At 67.3% G+C, this 17,460-nt stretch carries 14 protein-coding genes and 1 other RNA gene; 9 read left to right on the top strand and 6 right to left on the bottom strand.

Annotated features, from left to right (window positions below; genetic code table 11):
* Window positions 1-56: 56 nt before the first annotated feature.
* Together ACTJLD_RS19080 and ACTJLD_RS19075 are read right to left on the bottom strand one after the other, a co-directional pair.
* Window positions 57-5,324 (bottom strand): autotransporter outer membrane beta-barrel domain-containing protein, encoded by a 5,268-nt coding sequence (locus tag ACTJLD_RS19080; RefSeq protein ID WP_440659431.1) that lies wholly within the window; start codon window positions 5,322-5,324, stop codon window positions 57-59.
* 586 nt (window positions 5,325-5,910) lie between these two features.
* Complete coding sequence (locus ACTJLD_RS19075) at window positions 5,911-6,822, bottom strand: class II glutamine amidotransferase (protein ID WP_060207134.1); 912 nt, start codon at window positions 6,820-6,822, stop codon at window positions 5,911-5,913.
* A gap of 205 nt (window positions 6,823-7,027) precedes the next feature.
* Between ACTJLD_RS19075 and pyrC the strand changes: the two genes are divergently transcribed.
* The 3 genes from pyrC to rnpB all read left to right on the top strand — a co-directional run bounded on the left by pyrC (window position 7,028) and on the right by rnpB (window position 9,403).
* On the top strand, window positions 7,028-8,092 hold the full coding sequence (gene pyrC, locus ACTJLD_RS19070) for a dihydroorotase (protein WP_440659430.1): 1,065 nt from the start codon (window positions 7,028-7,030) through the stop codon (window positions 8,090-8,092).
* Window positions 8,089-8,979, top strand: coding sequence for a DUF3025 domain-containing protein (locus ACTJLD_RS19065; protein ID WP_440659429.1), 891 nt, complete (start codon window positions 8,089-8,091; stop codon window positions 8,977-8,979). The genes pyrC and ACTJLD_RS19065 overlap by 4 nt, the downstream gene beginning before the upstream one ends.
* 12 nt (window positions 8,980-8,991) lie before the next feature.
* Window positions 8,992-9,403, top strand: an RNA gene (rnpB, locus tag ACTJLD_RS19060) — RNase P RNA component class A.
* Between the two features lie 70 nt (window positions 9,404-9,473).
* On the opposite strand, the gene ACTJLD_RS19055 is transcribed toward rnpB, so the two are convergent.
* Both ACTJLD_RS19055 and ACTJLD_RS19050 read right to left on the bottom strand, forming a co-directional pair.
* Entirely contained in the window at window positions 9,474-9,938 is a 465-nt protein-coding gene (locus ACTJLD_RS19055; protein ID WP_027788367.1) for an OsmC family protein, read from the bottom strand.
* Window positions 9,939-10,348: 410 nt separating this feature from the next.
* Window positions 10,349-10,654 carry a DUF1090 family protein gene (locus tag ACTJLD_RS19050; RefSeq protein ID WP_060174144.1) on the bottom strand — a complete coding sequence of 102 codons (306 nt, stop codon included), beginning with the start codon at window positions 10,652-10,654 and terminating at the stop codon, window positions 10,349-10,351.
* 311 nt (window positions 10,655-10,965) lie between these two features.
* On the opposite strand from ACTJLD_RS19050, the gene rplM reads away from it, so the two are divergent.
* The 3 genes from rplM (at window position 10,966) to erpA (ending at window position 12,388) form a co-directional block, all read left to right on the top strand.
* Window positions 10,966-11,394: a 50S ribosomal protein L13 gene (gene rplM / locus ACTJLD_RS19045; protein ID WP_009687896.1), complete on the top strand. Its 429-nt coding sequence runs from the start codon at window positions 10,966-10,968 to the stop codon at window positions 11,392-11,394.
* 10 nt (window positions 11,395-11,404) lie between these two features.
* Entirely contained in the window at window positions 11,405-11,797 is a 393-nt protein-coding gene (gene rpsI, locus ACTJLD_RS19040; protein WP_011883283.1) for a 30S ribosomal protein S9, read from the top strand.
* Between the two features lie 219 nt (window positions 11,798-12,016).
* A complete protein-coding gene (gene erpA / locus ACTJLD_RS19035; protein ID WP_006751888.1) occupies window positions 12,017-12,388 on the top strand; it encodes an iron-sulfur cluster insertion protein ErpA in 372 nt (123 codons plus the stop codon).
* A 106-nt stretch (window positions 12,389-12,494) separates the two neighbouring features.
* On the opposite strand, the gene ACTJLD_RS19030 is transcribed toward erpA, so the two are convergent.
* On the bottom strand, window positions 12,495-13,643 hold the full coding sequence (locus tag ACTJLD_RS19030) for an anhydro-N-acetylmuramic acid kinase (protein ID WP_060065912.1): 1,149 nt from the start codon (window positions 13,641-13,643) through the stop codon (window positions 12,495-12,497).
* 142 nt (window positions 13,644-13,785) lie between these two features.
* Here ACTJLD_RS19030 and tyrS point away from each other — a divergent pair, with 142 nt between their 5' ends.
* From tyrS to ACTJLD_RS19015, 3 genes are read left to right on the top strand one after another with little or no spacing between them, the layout of a single operon-like run.
* Window positions 13,786-15,027, top strand: coding sequence for a tyrosine--tRNA ligase (tyrS, locus tag ACTJLD_RS19025; RefSeq protein ID WP_059685236.1), 1,242 nt, complete (start codon window positions 13,786-13,788; stop codon window positions 15,025-15,027).
* Complete coding sequence (gene dtd, locus ACTJLD_RS19020; protein ID WP_011350959.1) at window positions 15,024-15,482, top strand: D-aminoacyl-tRNA deacylase; 459 nt, start codon at window positions 15,024-15,026, stop codon at window positions 15,480-15,482. The genes tyrS and dtd overlap by 4 nt, the downstream gene beginning before the upstream one ends.
* A 23-nt stretch (window positions 15,483-15,505) precedes the next feature.
* Window positions 15,506-16,168 (top strand): histidine phosphatase family protein, encoded by a 663-nt coding sequence (locus tag ACTJLD_RS19015; protein ID WP_119337813.1) that lies wholly within the window; start codon window positions 15,506-15,508, stop codon window positions 16,166-16,168.
* Between the two features lie 60 nt (window positions 16,169-16,228).
* On the opposite strand, the gene ACTJLD_RS19010 is transcribed toward ACTJLD_RS19015, so the two are convergent.
* Window positions 16,229-17,356, bottom strand: a complete 1,128-nt coding sequence (locus ACTJLD_RS19010; RefSeq protein ID WP_175756326.1) for a ParB/Srx family N-terminal domain-containing protein — start codon at window positions 17,354-17,356, stop codon at window positions 16,229-16,231.
* Window positions 17,357-17,460: the final 104 nt, after the last annotated feature.

Genomic DNA, 17,460 nt, shown 5'->3' with positions numbered 1-17,460 from the left:
CGCCCGGCCGAGCGCCGGGCGGTTTTTTTTCGTCCGCTGTCCGCCGTTCGCGGGCGTTACCAGCTGTAGCGGTAGCCGACCTGCCCGACGATGCCGCGCCGATAGTCGCCGCCGATGTTGCGCGCGATCTTCGCGTTCGCGTACAGCTCGCCTGACTTGCCGAAGCTCGCGGTCACGCCGACGCCGAGCTCGTACCACGTGCGGCCGAGATGCGTCGCGAACGGCGTGCCGCCGACGACGGTCTGGCCCGGCGACAGGAAGTCGTGCAGCACGTCGGCCGTGAAGTACGGCGTGGCAGCGCTGCCGCCCGAAGCGGACTGCAGGTTCGGCCGGAAGATGCGCACCCCGACGCGGCCGCGCAGCGCGTTCGTCGTCGTACCCGATACCGCCGATACGTTGTCGTTGAACCCGTTCAGCTTCAGGTACTGGTACATCAGCTGCGCCTGCGGCTCGACCGCGACCGGCAGGCCGCCGATCGCGAAGGGCTTGCCGACTTCCTGCGACAGCGCGACGCCGAAGCCGTTTTGCGACGCCTCGTTGCCGTAGCTGTCGCGATAGCGGTTGCCGTAGTGCGTGACCTGCCCGACGCTGTCGAAGTACGTGCCGTCGGACAGGTACTTCGTCCAGTAGCCGCCGACGCTCTGCGCGTGCATCTCGACCGAGCCCGTCGACGTCGACAGGTTGGCCGTATCGGCGCGCGCCATGTCGCTGAAGCTCGCGTTCGACACGCCGATGCTGGCCGTCACGCCCGCATGCGTGCTGCCGGCGCCGTTCGGCGCCTGGTCGAGCGTCCAGTCCTTGCCGAACTGCGCGAAGAAGGTGCGCTCGTCGGCCGCGAAGCGGCCCGCGTTCGCGTCGAGGCTCTGGCCGCCGATACGCCCCCACACGCCGTCGCGATTGCCGGGCTGCTGCTTGTCGAGGTTGGCGATGTCGCCGACGCGCTCGTGCAGCTTGCCGAGCGTCGAGAAGCCGTAGTCGGCGTTCAGCAGCGGCGTGAGCGCGTAGCCGGCGACCCCGGGCCGATACGCGAGCGTGCCGCCGCTGCCGCTGCCGTTCCCGTCGCCGTCGCCGCCACCGGACGGGTGGATCGGGTCGCCCGGGTCCGACGGATCGAGTTGCGAGCGCAGGTACCAGCCATTCGCGTCACCTTGCCCGCCGCGATAGAGCCGGTATTCGTACGCGCCCGCCTGCACGGGCCCGGCGAGCTGGAATGCCGATGCGGTGGTCGTGCCGCCGTTGGTCGTGACGACCACCGGAATCCCGTCGCCCTTCGTCTGCGCGCCGGTGCCGGCCGTGTTGGCGATCTTCAGGCCCGTCGTGCCGCTTGCCGTGCCGCCGTTCACGATCACCCGGTCGGTCGGCGATGCGTCGGCGCCGAGGAACGTGTTGAGCGCGATCGTGCCGCCGTTGCCGACGTAGCTGCCGGTTGTGAGCGTCTTGTAGCTGCCCGCGAGCGTCGGCGAACCGGTCGGTGCGGCGAATGCGACCAGACCCGCATTGTTCAGGCTGCTCAGCACGGAGCTGCCCGTCATGCGCCACGTGCTGGTGGGGTCGACGGTCAGTGCGACCGGGTCGATCTTGCCGGTCAGGGTCGTGCCGTTCGCGAGGCGCACGTTGCCGGTGCTCGAGGCGTCCGAGACGATGTCGCCGGCCAGGTTCACGGCCGAGGCGGTGAAGGTGGCGTTGCTGCCGTTCGACAGGTCGAGCAGCGTACCGTTGCCGGCCGTCACGACCGTGCCGTTGCGCACCGCGATGTCGGCCGTGCCGCCGCGCGCGGCGAAGGCCGGGCCGGTCGCGGACGTCACGCTGCCGCCGTCGACGAGCACCGAACTCGTCGCGCCGTTTGCGAGCGTATCGGACGTCAGCACGCCGGCCGCCGCACCCTTGAGCGTCGTGCCGGTCAGTGCGAGCACGCCGCCGCTGTCGGCGGTTGCGCCGTTGCCGGCGGCGCTGGCGATCGTCGAGCCCGTATCGCCGATGCGGCCGCCGTTGCGTGCGACGATGCCGTCGGCCAGGCTGCCCGATGCGGCGATCTTCGCGGCCGACAGCAGGGCCGTCGCACCGCCATCCATGACGATCGCGTGTGCGCCGGCACCCGTCGTCGCGACGGTCGTGCCGGTCGCCGCAAGCGTCGAATCCGCGCCCGTCACGTGGACGCCGAGCGCGTTGCTGCCGGCGGTGCGCACGACCGTCGCCGCATCGGCCGCGATGCGCGCGCCACCGCCCGTCGACACGATGCCGTCCGCGCCGCCGCCGGTCGTCGTGACCTGTGTGCCGGACAGCGCGATCGTCGTATTCGTGCCGAGGTTGTGAATCCCGCTGCCCGAACCGCCGGCCGCGATCGACGTCGCACCGGCCGCGATCCCGCCGCCCGATACGGTCGAGTCGATCAGCACGCCGTCGGCGCTGCCGTTCGCGATCACGGTGCCGGTGCCCGACAGCGCGACCGATGCGCCGGCACCCGTCAGACGCACGCCCGCGACGCCGTCATCGGCTTCGATCGAACCCGCGTTGGCCAGCGTGGCCGACGCGCCCTGCACGAGCGCACCGGTGCCGTTCGATACGCGGATCGTCGACGCGTTGTTCACCGTGCCGAGCGTGCCGACCACGACGCCGGTCGAGCCGGCGCCCGTCAGCAGCACCGAGTCGCGGTTCTCGAGCGTGCCGAGGTTCTGCGCGACGAAGCCCGTCACGCCCGCGGTCGACGACGTAACGGCCGCGTCGTTGGTCAGCGTCGTCGCGACCGGCGCGCCGGCATTGGCGCCGGCGAGGTCGTGCGCCTGGCCGTCGACGACGCCTGCGATCGCGCCTGCGGCATTCAGGTTGATCGTCGCGCCCGCGTCGATCGTGCCTTGCGCGCCGCCCTCGACGCCGATCGCGATCCCGTTCGCGCCGTTGACGTTGTAGATCGCGTTACCGGTCGACAGCACGGTGCCGGCGTCGGTCGCGAGCACGCCGTGCGCGCGCTGGCCGTTGACGTCGGTCGTCAGCGTTCCGGCTGCCGACGCGCCCGTGTAGGCAGCGCCGCCTGCGACTCGGAACAGCGTCGAATCGTCGGTGTCGACGCTCAGGTGCTGCGCGGCGACGTTGATCTTCGAGCCGGCGCCATAGGCATAGAAGCCGATCTGGCTGGTGCCCGACATGAACGCCGGCACCGCGTTGGCGCCGACGTCGATCGTCGCGCCCGAGCGCGCGTGCACGCCGATCGCGCCGGTGCCCGTCAGGTTGAGTGCGCCGTCGAGCGTGGCTTTCGCGTGCGGCCCCTCGGCCCACACGCCGTAGTTTCGTGTGCCCGATGCGGGATCGAGGCCGCCGGCCACGTTGATCGTGCCGGTCGAGGTCGCGGCCGTCGCGTTCGTGCCGGTCCCGACGACCATGATGCCGATGCCGTTTACCCCGTTCAGCGTGATGGTGCCGGTGTTGGTCACGGTCGCCGCCGTGTTGGCCGCGAGCATGCCGACGTTGGCGAGCGGCGTGCCGGGCGCGGCACCGTTGACGACGATCGAACCCGCGTTGGTCAGCGTGCCGGACGACGAGTTGATGCTCGCCATGGCGGCGCCGTTCTGCGTCTGCGAACCGATCACGATCGTGCCGAGGTTGTTCGCGGTGCCCGACGGGCCGAGCAGGATGCCGTATGCGTGCGTGGACAGCGCGACGTCGTTCGCGGCCTCCGGCGCGCCGGCATCGTACTGGGCCGCGCGGCCGAGATAGATCGTGCCGCCGGCTTCGTTCGTGAAGCTGCCGCCGGCGACGAGGCCGCCGATCACCTGGCTGTCGAGCGTCGTCGCGTTGACGCCGACGTTGATCGTGCCGGCGTTCGATGCGCTCGCGCCGTCGGTCGCGGCGATCGCGTAGTTCTGCAGGTCGAGCCGGTTGTGGTCGAGATTCCACGCACCGACGTTCATCACGCCGTAGTTGACGAACGTGGTGCCCGTACCGTTGGCATACACGCCGCTGCCTTCGACGTACGTATCGAGGCCGAAATTGTCGGGCGGTACGGTGCCGCCCGTGCCGACATTGTCGCCCGACGTGTAACCGGACGAAATCACGCCGTTGTTGACGCCGCTCGCGCCGCTCAACAGGCGCACCAGGGTGAAGTCGCCCGACAGGCGCCCGTCGTTGACGAAGTGCGCGCCGTTTTCCGCGACGACGGCCGCGCTCGCGTCGATCGTATTGGCGCCGCGGAAGTCGATCTGGCCGTCCTTGCCGATGTGCAGCGTCGCGTTCGCGCCCGTGCCGTGCATCACCGACGGATAGTTTCTGGGGAGCGCGTTCTTGTCGTCGGGCGACACGTTGTTCGCATACTCGAAGGTTTGCGTGGCGAACGTCACGGCCTGGCCGAACGCATTGTCGTAGGCTGCCTGCGAGCCGAGTGCGCCGTTCTGGACCGAACGCACGAGAAAGTTGTTGTACGCGGCGAGCGACGCAGCGTCGGTGACGGTCCACTTGCTGCCGTCGAACGCGGTGAAGGTGCCCGCGTAGGTCGGCACGTCGAGCTCGATGCGGCCGACGGGGCCGCCGCTTGCCAGATAGTCGCCGGTGATGAACCAGACCTGGTTCCGCGAATTCCAGTTGATGACGCTCGGTGTCGAGCCGGTGCCGTCCGCGTAGGTCAGGTCGGTCTGCTTGGCCGCGATCGTGATCGCGTTGCCGGTCGCCGCGGGCGCGTTCGCGGGATTGCCGATCGATACGTCGAGCGTGCCGCCCGAATTCGCGACCGTGCCGATGCGCGTGTTCACGTACTGGTCGCCGTTCACGTCGTGATAGACCTGCACGACGGTCGAGCCCGCGTTCGACGCGACGAACGCGGTCGAGTCGTAAGTGGCGACGGACGTATGGCCGCCCGTGATCGAGTCGGGGGTGCCGACGCTCTGCGTCTTGCCGCCGAGCGACACCAGCGGCTGATCCGGATTGCCTGAAATGATGGGCGTGTTGGCGAACGGCATCGGCGTGTAGCCCATGTCGCCGGTTGCGCCGGTCCATGCGCCCGTCAGGCCGACGCGGTCGCCGCCCGACACGGTCGTGGCGCCGGCAAGGTTGTCATTGACGGTCGGGCTGAAGCTGCCGAGCGCGCAGGTACCGCCGCTCGCGACGGCCGCGCCGCTGCCGCACGTCGACGCGTACGCGGAGCTTGCCGACAGCATGGCCAGCACGGCACCGAGTGCCGCGGCGCGAAGCGGCGTCCGGCGCGCTGCCGCGTGGGCGGCGCGAAGGCCTGCGCCGGATGGGCTGCCCGACCGCTTGCCGCGCGCCCGCGCCGTTTCCGCAACCGCGACCCAGCAGCCGGTGGTCTCGCTCCATATCGATCGAAATGAGTGATTCACGACAAGCCCCTCTCTCTTGTTTTGATGTGGTTTTCACCGCGGTGCGGTGAAATCGCAATCCGCGGTGGAGAATGGCGTGAATGGATGTGTGGCGTCCGTGGCCGTATCTCCGTCATTCGCGATTCGTTACACCGAGGATGAGCGGACTCTACTGATCGGGAAGGAGGTGAATTGTCGGGAAGCTAACAAATGCGGCAATAGTGCTGCTTTTATTCGGTATTTTTTGATTGTGTGACGAATCGAACTGAACGCCTTGCGGGGTAAGGGTTCGACCGATTATTTGCGTACGAATTTACGATCGCGGGATCAGTGGGGTGGCGCACGGTTTGCGTCAGGTCGATACGTTAAAATGCGGTTTCCGGATTATCTGCATTCCGATTGAGTGATTTATTATTTTCTCGCCTGGATCGTTTTATATTGAAACGAATCGAATCGGGCGAATGTTGTGCTGCTTCGCTTCGCTTCGATATACGGGAATCTGGCCCGGATGAACCGGAATCGGCGCGGGGCGAGCGATATGACCCGGCGGCGAGCCGTCGACTTGCCGGACAGCGGCTGACAGGGGAAGGGCGCTGGCGCGCGGGGCTCAGAAGTCGATCGCGTCGTCGGAATCGACGTCGGCGGCGGTGGCGAGCGCCTCGCGTGTGTCACGCGGCGCCGACGCCGATGCGTCGAGCGCCGGATTGCGCAGCTTCTCGAGCACGCGTTCGGGCACCGGGATCCGCATCCGCGCGGCGACGTCGCCGCACTGGAACATGATCAGTTCGCCCGGCTCGAACGGGGTCCAGACTTCGTTGTCGGTGAGCGGTTGCGTCGCGATCACCGCGACGCGATCCTCGGGCGTCGTGTATTTCGCGAAGTCGATCGACAGGTCTTCGTCGACGAGATGCGCGGTCGAGAACGGCCAGCGCCGCACGAGGTAGTGCAGCCGCGTCGAGCAGTGCGCGAACAGCGCCTGGCCGTTCGACATCAGGAAATTGAACACGCCGTGATCGGTGATGCCGCGTGTCAGCTCGCCGACGCGCTCGAACAGCTCGGGCAACGGCGGCTGCGCGCCGGGAAACGCTTCGCGCAGCCCCTGCATCAGCACGCAGAACGCCTGTTCGCTGTCGGTCGTGCCGACCGGATGATAGACGCTGCCGTCCATGTCCGGCGCGTAGTCCTGGAGGTCGCCGTTATGCGCGAAGATCCAGTGCCGGCCCCACAGCTCGCGCATGAACGGATGGCTGTTCTCGAGCAGGATGTGGCCTTGCGTCGCCTTGCGGATGTGCGCGATGGTGTTCTTGGACTTGATCGGGTAGCGCTTCACCATTTCGGCGATCGGCGACGTGGCCGATGCCTGGTGATCGATGAACAGGCGGCAGGCCTTGTCCTCGAAGAACGCGATGCCCCAGCCGTCGGCATGGTGATCGGTGAGCCCGCCCCGGGCCGCGAAACCTGTGAAGGAGAATGTGACGTCCGTCGGCGCGGCGCAGTTCATTCCTAAGAGTTGGCACATTTTACTTGGGGCAGCAGGCTCAGGCGGGGGGTAACGAACCGGGCGAACCCCGGTACAATGCGGCTTCTAGCATATCACCGAGCCCTGAGCGGTAAAAAGCGGATTCCGCTGGCCAAAGGCCCCGTGTTGCGGTTTGCCGTCAGTCGGCCCGCGCACGCGTGTTCCGGCCCCGCCAACGGCAAGCACGTTCCTCACGACGCCTCCTATGACTGCCTCGAACGCTTCCTCCCCGGCGACGCTCTCGCTCGCCCGTCCCGACGACTGGCACCTGCACCTGCGAGACGGCGACATGCTGGCCGCCGTGCTGCCGCACACCGCGCGCCAGTTCGGCCGCGCGATCGTCATGCCGAACCTGAAGCCGCCGGTGACGACCACCGCGCAGGCGCAGGCCTATCGCGAGCGGATCCTCGCCGCGCTGCCGGCCGGGATGACGTTCGAACCGCTGATGACGCTGTACCTGACCGACAACACGCCGCCCGACGAGATCCGCCGCGCGCGCGAAAGCGGCTTCGTGCACGGCGTGAAGCTGTATCCGGCCGGTGCGACGACGAATTCCGACCACGGTGTCACCGATCTCGCGAAATGCGCGAAGACGCTCGAGGCGATGCAGGAAACCGGCATGCCGCTGCTCGTGCACGGCGAGGTGACCGATCCATCGATCGACCTGTTCGACCGCGAGAAGGTCTTCATCGACCGCGTAATGACGCCGCTGCGCCGCGATTTCCCGGGCCTGAAGGTCGTGTTCGAACACATCACGACGAAGGACGCGGCCGACTACGTGCGCGACGCCGATGCGGCGCCCGGCCTGCTCGGCGCGACGATCACCGCGCATCACCTGCTGTACAACCGCAATGCGCTGTTCGTCGGCGGGATTCGCCCGCATTACTACTGCCTGCCGGTGCTGAAGCGCGAGACGCATCGCGTCGCGCTGGTCGAGGCCGCGACGTCGGGCAACCCGCGCTTCTTCCTCGGTACCGACAGCGCGCCGCATGCGCGCGACGCGAAGGAAACCGCGTGCGGCTGCGCGGGCTGCTATACGGCACTGCATGCGCTCGAACTGTATGCGGAAGCGTTCGACCACGCCGGTGCGCTCGACAAGCTGGAAGGTTTCGCGAGCTTCTTCGGCGCCGATTTCTACGGGCTGCCGCGCAGCGCCGAGACGGTCACGCTGCGTCGCGAGGCATGGGAGTTGCCGCGCGAGATCTTCGCGGGCGATACGCCCGTCGTGCCGCTGCGCGGCGGCGAGACGATCGGCTGGAAACTGGCGTGACCTTCGCGCCGCCGCGCGAACCTGGCCAGGCGGCCGGTAGCGGGGCGGCGGATTTTGCGCGGATCGACTGGTCCGTGCCGTGGCTCGCGCCCTACGCGGACCCCGGCCGCGTTGTACAGGCGGCCGCAAGGGCGGGCGAGGCCGCGCTGCTCGACGCGCTGAACGGCGCCCTGGGCGATACCGGGCCCGACGCCCCGCGCACCAGCGGCCGTGGCCGGCCGCTGCGGTTCGTGCCGCAGGCAGCATTGCCGCCCGGCGTCGCGTACGAGACCCATATCGCGGAGACGGGCGGTGTCCCGACCCGCCACAATCTGCACGACTTCTTCAACGCGCTCGTCTGGTTCGCATATCCGCGCGTCAAGGCCGCACTGAATGCGCGCCAGGCCGCGGCGATCGACGCGGCGGGCGGGGTCGGCCCCGTGCGCGGCACGTTGCGCGACGCGCTCACGCTGTTCGACGAGAACGCCGCGCTGTTCGTGACGGCCGACCGTGCGCTCGCCGACGCGCTGCGCGGGTTCGACTGGCCGCGGCTGCTGGTCGCCGCGCGCGATGCGTGGGGCACGCGCTGCGAGGCGCGGCTGGTCGGCCATGCGCTGCTCGAGAAACTCGTCGCGCCTTACAAATCCTGCACCGCGCACACGTGGATCGTCGAAGTGGGCGCCGACTATTTTTCGTGGCCCGACGCGCAACGCATCGCGCATGTCGACGCCCGTGTCGCCGCGGAACTCGCGACGCGCGCGCTGACGAGCCGCGATTTCGCGCCGCTTCCGGTGCTCGGCGTGCCGGGCTGGTGCGATGCGAATGTCGAGCCTGCGTTCTACGACGATCCGGCCGTATTTCGCAGCGGCCGCCGCTCGCGCGCTGCCGGCGGCGGCGCGCAGTGCTAGAATGCGCGTCGCAAAGCAGGCCAGGCAGTCGCGGCCTCGCCGCCTTCGGGCGCGCGGGGGCGAGGAAAGTCCGGACTCCACAGGGCAGGGTGATGGCTAACGGCCATCCGTGGCGACACGCGGAACAGGGCAACAGAAAGCAAACCGCCGATGGCCCGGCGCAAGCCGGGATCAGGTAAGGGTGAAACGGTGCGGTAAGAGCGCACCGCGGCGACGGCGACGTTCGCCGGCACGGTAACCTCCACCCGGAGCAATTCCAAGTAGGCAGGCGCGCATCTTCGGATGCAGGACGGGGCCCCCGTCTCGTCTGCGGGTAGGAAGCTTGAGCGCGTCAGCAATGGCGCGCCTAGAGGAATGGCTGCCACGCGTTGCGTGCTTCGGCGCGCAGCGTGCACAGAATCCGGCTTATCGGCCTGCTTTGCCGTTCGAATGCGAAAGGGCCGGCGTCTCCCAACGGAGCGCCGGCCCTTTTTTCATGTGCGCTCGCCGTGCGGTCAGCCGGCGACGATGTCGAACGAATGCGTGAGTTCGGCCGTCTTCGCGATCATGATCGACGCGGAGCAATACTTGTCGTGCGACAGGTTGATCGCGCGTTCGACCGTGGCCGGGTTCAGGTTGCGGCCGGTGACGGTGAAGTGGAAGTGCACTTTCGTGAACACCTTCGGGTCTTCGCTCGCGCGTTCGGCCTTCAGTGTGACCGAACAGCCGCTGACTTCCTGGCGGCTCTTCTTCAGGATCAGCACGACGTCATAGGCCGTGCAGCCGCCGGTGCCGAGCAGCACCATCTCCATCGGGCGCGGCGCGAGGTTGTGACCGCCGCCTTCGGGCGCGCCGTCCATCGCGACGAGGTGGCCGCTGCCGGTCTCGGCGGAAAACGCCATGCCGTCCTGACCCATCCAGCTTACTTTGCATTCCATGCTTGCACTCCAGCGTTGCCTGATTCGGATTCGATCCGGCATTGTAGCCCGCGGCGCAACGACCGGCTGATGCGGTGCACGACGCGCAACGCGGGTACCGCGCGAGCGGCGCCCCGGACAGCCAATTCCCCTCCGGACTTAGGGGTTTTGCTCTAGATGTGGGCGGCTCCTGATCGTGCTTTACGGGATCAGTCCATTGATTTAAAAGAGAAAAATCGTGATTCAAACGCGCCGCATTAAATTTCATATTGTGGCGTTTGATTTCGCAATGCAAATTTTCTTGTGGAGTCGACGACGCGTTCGTATAATGAGCCTCATTGGTTGTCGCGCTGCGGCAACCTCCGAATGTCTCCTCCACCCTCCTCCTATGGTGGATTAAGCCCGAACCAGCCGTTCGGGCTTTTTTTCGTCCCATGCAAACATCGGCGCGCGGTTTGCGCGCGCCGACAGGGTCACGCGGGCTGCCTTGCGGCAGGCTGCGAGGTCGCGTCGGGCGGCGTGCCGCGCGGGCGCGCATCGGGCGCCGGCGCGTGGACGGCCGACGCATGCCCGTGCCCGCGTGCGCAGAAGTGGCGGACGCGTTCGCGCACCGCGCGCAGGCGGGCGACGCGATCCTCGGCATGCGCGGCACGGGCTTCGGCAAGGCGTGTATCGAGGGCTTCGAGCTTGGCTTCGCAGTCGGCGCGGGCGGCGACGGCAGGTGCCGCGGCGGCCAGCATCACGGCCGCGAAGAAGGGTGTAAGTCGTTGATTCATCATGCTTGTTTGTTGTTTTCCGTGTTCGGCCGGTCTGGCGCGGCAAGGTCATGTGCCGCGTGTCGATGGGTGCCTCCCCGGGCGCTCGGTTCGCCTGGCTTGTCGGGGCACGACCGGATTTTGGCCCATTTCGGCCGCCGTGGACACGGGGAGCGGATTCCCTTTGACCGCGTTGCGGTATTTCCTTTATAATTCAGGGCTTTTCCGCATTCATGCCCACGGAAAAAGAACAGGGAGAGCCTGCACCGCGCCTCGAAGCGCACACAGACAAGCAGGAAGAACACATCGGGCAAAGCAATTTTTTTGGATCGATCATGAAGACGTTTTCCGCAAAAGCCCATGAGGTGACGCGCGAATGGTACGTGATTGACGCGACGGATAAGGTTCTCGGCCGTGTTGCCAGCGAAGTGGCACGCCGTCTGCGCGGCAAGCACAAGCCTGAGTTCACCCCGCACGTCGACACTGGTGATTTCATCATCATCATCAACGCGAGCAAGTTGAAGGTCACGGGCAACAAGACTCTGGACAAGAAGTACTACCGTCACTCGGGCTACCCGGGCGGTATCTATGAAACGACGTTCGGCAAGATGCAGGAACGCTTCCCGGGCCGCGCGCTCGAGAAGGCGGTCAAGGGCATGCTGCCGAAGGGCCCGCTCGGTTACGCGATGATCAAGAAGCTGAAGGTCTACGCAGAAGCGACGCATCCGCACTCGGCTCAACAGCCGAAGGCGCTCGAGATCTAAGGGGACCCACATGATCGGTAACTGGAACTACGGTACGGGCCGCCGCAAGAGCGCAGTCGCACGTGTCTTCATCAAGGCTGGCAAGGGCGACATCATCGTCAACGGCAAGCCCATCGCTGACTACTTCTCGCGCGAAACGTCGCTGATGATCGTGCGTCAACCGCTGGAACTCACGAACCACGGCCAGACGTTCGACATCAAGGTGAACGTGAACGGCGGCGGCGAAACGGGTCAGGCAGGTGCAGTGCGCCACGGCATCACCCGTGCGCTGATCGACTACGATGCGACGCTGAAGCCGTCGCTGTCGAACGCAGGCTTCGTCACGCGCGATGCACGTGAAGTCGAGCGTAAGAAGGTCGGTCTGCGCAAGGCGCGCCGCGCCAAGCAGTTCTCGAAGCGTTAATTTCCGCTTCATGGCCGCGCCGCTCCCGGGCGGCGTCCGCCGGAAAAACCGCCAGCTTTTGCGCTGGCGGTTTTTTTATGTCCGTTTCCAGGCGCGTGCTGCCGCGGCCTGCGCATGCGTGTTTGATGAAATCGACAAGAACCTATTGATTTCATGGACTTCAGCACGATCTTCTGATCGGCCCTACAATAGCGGCTAAAGCTTTTTGGAGAGTTCGCAATGAACGCTGTTACCGAATCCGCAGCAACGACGGCCGAAATGCCGGTTCCGTTCGTCTTCACCGACGCCGCAGCCGACAAGGTCAAGCAACTGATCGACGAAGAGGGCAATCCCGACCTGAAGCTGCGCGTGTTCGTGCAGGGCGGTGGCTGCTCCGGCTTCCAGTACGGCTTCACGTTCGACGAGGAAGTCAACGAGGACGACACCGTGATGAACAAGAACGGCGTCCAGCTCCTGATCGACTCGATGAGCTACCAGTACCTGGTCGGCGCCGAGATCGACTACAAGGACGACCTCAACGGCGCCCAGTTCGTGATCAAGAACCCGAACGCGACCACCACCTGCGGGTGCGGCTCGTCGTTCTCGGTCTGAGCGCACGACAGATCCACGCCGGTTCGCCGGAATGAAAAACGGGGCATCATGCCCCGTTTTTTGTGCCCGTTTTCCATGCGGCGCTCGCCGCGCGGCCGGCATCGCATCAGCGCGGATAGAGTGCGCCGAGCACGCGGTTGCCGGCCGCACCGGTGACCGTCGCGAGATTGCCGGGCTGGCGCGCGGTGAAACGGTACGCGAGCCACGCGAACGCGAGTGCCTCGACCTGCTGAGGCGGCACGCCGAGTGCCGCTGTCGTATCGACCGTGGCCGGCACGCCGGCCTCGCGCAGCGCGTGCCGGAGCGCATCGAGCAGCACCGGATTGCGTGCGCCGCCGCCGCATACGAACACGGCCTTGCAGCCCGCTGCGTGCTGTGCGATCTCGCGCGCGACCGAAACGGCAGTGAGCGCGGTGAGGGTGGCCTGCACGTCCTGCGGCGCGACGTGTGAGAACGTGGCGAGCTTCGCGTCGAGCCAGGCGGGATTGAACAGGTCGCGCCCGGTGCTTTTCGGCGGCGGTGCGGCGAAATAGGGCTCGTCGAGCAGCGCGTCGAGCAGCGCTGCATGGACGGTGCCGCGCGCCGCGAACTTGCCGCCGTCGTCGTACGGCTTGCCGAGATGGCGGGTCGCCCATTCGTCGAGCAGCGCATTCGCGGGGCCGCAGTCGAAACCGCGCACGTCGCCGCCTTCGCCGGGCAGGATCGTGATGTTGCTGATCCCGCCGAGATTGCAGACGACGCGCGTCTCGCCCGCCGCGCCGAACACCGTTGCATGGAAGGCCGGCGCGAGCGGCGCCCCGTGGCCGCCTGCCGCGACGTCGCGGCTGCGGAAATCGGCGATCACGTCGACCTGGGTCAGCTCGGCGAGCAGTGCCGGGTTGTTGATCTGCCGCGTATAACCGCGCTCGGGGCGATGGCGCACGGTCTGGCCGTGCACGCCGATCGCGCGGATCTCGTCGCGCGACAGCCCGGCCGTGCGCTGCAATTCGTGGCAGCACACCGCATAGCGCGCGACCAGCGCGTTCGCGGCGAGCGATTCGCGGTCGATCTCGTCGTCGCCGGGCTGCTGCAGCGCGAACAGCACGTCGCGCAGCGATTGCGCGAAGCCGACGAACGCTTCCGCGAGCACGACCGGCGCCTTGCCGGCCTCGAAACGCACGGCGACGCCATCGACGCCGTCCATGCTGGTTCCCGACATCAGCCCGAAGTAGATGCCGTCGGCCGGATGGGCGTTTTGCGGCTGTCGTTGCGGCACGTTGGGTTCTCCTGGATCGTGCGGCGCGGGCCGGTGCCGCGCGCCTTGCGCCCGATTATCCGCGCAACGCGGCGCGCCGTTAAGCGATGGGCGCGCAAGTTATGGGAAAATCCCTGTTTTTGCGACATTCTTCCTGGCACCGATGAGCACCGAACCCAGTTCCAAGCCTGTTTTCCCGATCACCGACGAAGTCCGGCATGCGCTCGCCGTCACGAAGCGCGGCGTCGACGAACTGCTGATCGAGGAAGAGTTCGCGCAGAAGCTCGCGCGCAGCGCGGCCACGGGCACGCCGCTTCGCATCAAGCTCGGCCTCGACCCGACCGCACCCGACATCCACATCGGCCACACCGTCGTGCTGAACAAGATGCGTCAGCTGCAGGACCTCGGCCACACGGTGATTTTCCTGATCGGCGATTTCACGTCGCTGATCGGCGATCCGTCGGGCCGCAACGCGACGCGCCCGCCGCTCACGCGCGAGCAGATCGAGTCGAACGCGAAGACCTATTTCGAGCAGGCCGCGCTCGTGCTCGATCGCGAGAAGACCGAGATCCGCTACAACAGCGAATGGTCGATGCCGCTCGGCGCGGACGGGATGATCAAGCTCGCATCGCGCTACACGGTTGCGCGGATCCTCGAACGCGAGGATTTCACGAAGCGCTTCCAGGGCGGCGTGCCGATCTCGATCCACGAATTCCTGTACCCGCTGATGCAGGGCTACGATTCGGTCGCGCTGAACGCCGATCTCGAGCTGGGCGGCACCGACCAGAAGTTCAACCTGCTGGTCGGCCGCGAGCTGCAGAAGCAGTACGGCCAGGAACAGCAGTGCATTCTCACGATGCCGCTGCTCGAAGGCCTCGACGGCGTCGAGAAGATGTCGAAGTCGAAGGGCAACTACGTCGGCATCAGCGAGAAGCCGACCGACATGTTCGGCAAGCTGATGAGCATCTCTGACACGCTGATGTGGCGTTACTTCGAACTGCTGTCGTTCCGCGGCCTCGACGAGATCGCCGGCTTCAAGCGCGAGGCCGAAGGCGGCCGCAACCCGCGCGACTTCAAGGTGCTGCTCGCGCAGGAAATCGTCGCGCGGTTCCACTCGCAGGCCGACGCCGAACGTGCGCTCGAGGACTTCAACCACCGCGCGAAGGGCGGCGTGCCGGACGACATCCCGTCGGTCACGCTCGCGGGCGCACCGCTCGCGATCGGCCAGTTGCTGAAGCAGGCGGGCCTCGTGCCGTCGACGAGCGAAGCGCTGCGCAATATCGAGCAGGGCGGCGTGAAGATCGACGGCGCGACCGTGTCGGACAAGGGCCTGAAGGTCGAAGCCGGCGAGTTCGTCGTCCAGGTCGGCAAGCGCCGCTTCGCGCGTGTCACGCTGACCGCATGATCGCGCTGATCCAGCGCGTGAAGCGCGCCGACGTGCGCGTCGGCGACCGCACGACGGGCGAGATCGGTGCGGGCCTGCTCGCGCTCGTCTGCGCGGAGCGCGGCGACACCGACGCAGCGGCCGACAAGCTGCTCGCGAAAATGCTCGGCTACCGCGTGTTCAGCGATGCCGCCGGCAAGATGAACCTGCCGGTGTCGAATATCGACGGCGAGGGCCGCGCAGGCGGCCTGCTGCTCGTGTCGCAGTTCACGCTGGCGGCCGATACCAATAGCGGGCTGCGTCCGAGCTTCACGCCGGCCGCGCCGCCCGACGAAGGCGCGCGGCTTTTCGACTATTTCGTCGCGGCCGCGCGTGCGCGCCATCCGGTCGTCGAGACGGGCGAGTTCGGCGCCGACATGCAGGTGTCGCTCGTCAACGACGGCCCCGTGACATTCTGGCTGCAAGTGCGGCCCTGATTCCTCCCCGGAGACGCCCCGCGATGGCCACCACGCAGATTCTTTTCATCCGCCATGGCGAGACGGCCTGGAATCGCATCAAGCGCATCCAGGGCCATATCGACATCCCGCTGGCCGACACCGGGCTCGCGCAGGCCCAAAAGCTGGCCGCGCGGCTCGCACGCGACGCGCGTGACGGTGCACGGATCGACGCGGTCTATTCGAGCGACCTGATGCGCGCGCAACAGACCGCACAGCCCTTCGCCGATGCGCTCGGGTTGCCGCTGCGGCTGCGGGAAGGGCTGCGGGAACGCTCGTACGGCGCATTCCAGGGGCACGACAGTACCGAGATCGAGGCGTTGTTTCCGGACGCATACGCGGCGTGGCAGACGCGCGATCCGGGCTTCGCGCCGGAGGGCGGCGAGTCGCAGCGTGAGTTCTATCACCGCGTGCTGCACGCGCTCGAGCCGATCGTGGCCGCGCACCCGGGCGGCCGGATCGCGTGTGTCGCGCACGGCGGCGTGCTCGACAGCGTGTACCGGTTTGCAAACGGCATCGAACTGTCGGCGCCCCGCAATTATCAGCTGCTCAACACGAGCATCAACGTCGTCGATTACGCGGATGGCCGCGCGCAGGTCGTGCAGTGGGCCGACGTCTCGCACCTGGACGCCGCGAGCGACGACGACGGGTACCGCAAGGTGCTCTGAACCGGCAGGCTCCGTCCGGCATGGCCGGCCGGGGCTTCCTTCCTGCGTGGCGCTCGCCGCTTACTGCGGCAGCGCGTGGCGGGTCTTGTAGTCGAGCGCGTACGCGATCTTGCCGGGCTTGTCCGCCGCGATCGGCTGGCGCAGCTTGTCGAATTCCCCCTTGTTGTATTTCTTCCCGCCGTTGATCGCGTCCGCGCGCCCGAGGTCGGCGCCCGTCTTGCCGTCGATCACGGGGTCCGTGGCCGCGACCATGCGCGCCGACGCATTCCAGACCGCGTTCAGGTAGCCCGTGTCGGCCTTTGCCGGATCGGGATCGGTTGCGCCGGCGCGCGTCAGGTCGTAGCCGTCGAGCGAGAACGTGCCCGGTTGCGCGCGCAGCCAGTCGGCCCAGTAGAACTCGAGGTAGTCGGTGGCTTGTGCGGGCTTGCTGTAGGCGATGTCGCGCGTGAAATAGACGAGCGAGCGGTAGCGGTCGTTCGTCATCCCGAGTTTCAGGCCGAGCCCGGTCGGCAGTTGGGCGGCCGTGATCGGCTTGCCGTCACCGTTCTTGAGGCGCAGATAACCGCGGCTCTGCATCTGCTGCCAGAACGCGTCGCCCGAGTAGTCGCTGAGGTTGTCCTTGACGACGACGTGCACGTGCAGCGCCGGGCCGCCGTCGGGCGTCTCGTAGTAGGTCGACAGGCCGTGGTGGCCGTCGGTCAGGTACAGCGCATCGCCGTTCGGGCCGATCACGACCGGGTTCAGCACCGACCGGTCGCGGGCGTTCGCGTCGGTCGTCTTGCACGCGTAGCTGGCGGGATCGCGCAGCACCGACTTGGCCGTGTAGCCCGCCGAAGCGACACCGCCGAGGCCTTCGTCCGCACAGAAGTCGTCGAATTTCTTGTCGGGCTGCAGTTCGTAGCGGCCGAGCTTGTAGTAGATCTGGTCGTAACCGATTGCACCCTGCGTCGGATGGAGGTCGCCGAGCGTCACGTCGATCAGGTCGCCCGCTCGGGCAGCCTTCCACTTGCCCGGTTGTGGCGTGACGGTGGCGGGCGGCGCCGGGGCAGGCGCGGTCGGGGTGCCGCCGGACGGCGTTTGCGCGTCCGAACGCGCGACGGCGGCGACATCGTCGCCTCCACAGGCGCCGAGGGCGAGGACGGCGGACAGGCTGGCGGCGAGGGCGAAACGGATCGGCAGGCGTGGCATCGCGGGTATCGGGTGTCGGTCGGATTGGCGGAACACCGCGCGGGTCACGGACAGGCGGGACGGACGGCGCGTGCGACCGTGCGCGGGTGCAAGCCCGTCAGCTT

Origin of the sequence: Burkholderia sp. 22088, assembly GCF_052045915.1 — a bacterium.
Lineage (GTDB): Bacteria > Pseudomonadota > Gammaproteobacteria > Burkholderiales > Burkholderiaceae > Burkholderia > Burkholderia cepacia.
Note: the sequence above shows the minus strand (reverse complement) of the source record. Positions and strands in the feature narration are given on the sequence as shown.

Bases quoted from the DNA above. Each gene is read 5' to 3' on its own strand.
- ACTJLD_RS19075 (WP_060207134.1), bottom strand. From the start codon at position 6,822: ATGTGCCAACTCTTAGGAATGAACTGCGCCGCGCCGACGGACGTCACA.
- pyrC (WP_440659430.1), top strand. From the start codon at position 7,028: ATGACTGCCTCGAACGCTTCCTCCCCGGCGACGCTCTCGCTCGCCCGT.
- ACTJLD_RS19055 (WP_027788367.1), bottom strand. From the start codon at position 9,938: ATGCCGGATCGAATCCGAATCAGGCAACGCTGGAGTGCAAGCATGGAA.
- ACTJLD_RS19050 (WP_060174144.1), bottom strand. From the start codon at position 10,654: ATGATGAATCAACGACTTACACCCTTCTTCGCGGCCGTGATGCTGGCC.
- rplM (WP_009687896.1), top strand. From the start codon at position 10,966: ATGAAGACGTTTTCCGCAAAAGCCCATGAGGTGACGCGCGAATGGTAC.
- rpsI (WP_011883283.1), top strand. From the start codon at position 11,405: ATGATCGGTAACTGGAACTACGGTACGGGCCGCCGCAAGAGCGCAGTC.
- erpA (WP_006751888.1), top strand. From the start codon at position 12,017: ATGAACGCTGTTACCGAATCCGCAGCAACGACGGCCGAAATGCCGGTT.
- tyrS (WP_059685236.1), top strand. From the start codon at position 13,786: ATGAGCACCGAACCCAGTTCCAAGCCTGTTTTCCCGATCACCGACGAA.
- dtd (WP_011350959.1), top strand. From the start codon at position 15,024: ATGATCGCGCTGATCCAGCGCGTGAAGCGCGCCGACGTGCGCGTCGGC.
- ACTJLD_RS19015 (WP_119337813.1), top strand. From the start codon at position 15,506: ATGGCCACCACGCAGATTCTTTTCATCCGCCATGGCGAGACGGCCTGG.
- ACTJLD_RS19010 (WP_175756326.1), bottom strand. From the start codon at position 17,356: ATGCCACGCCTGCCGATCCGTTTCGCCCTCGCCGCCAGCCTGTCCGCC.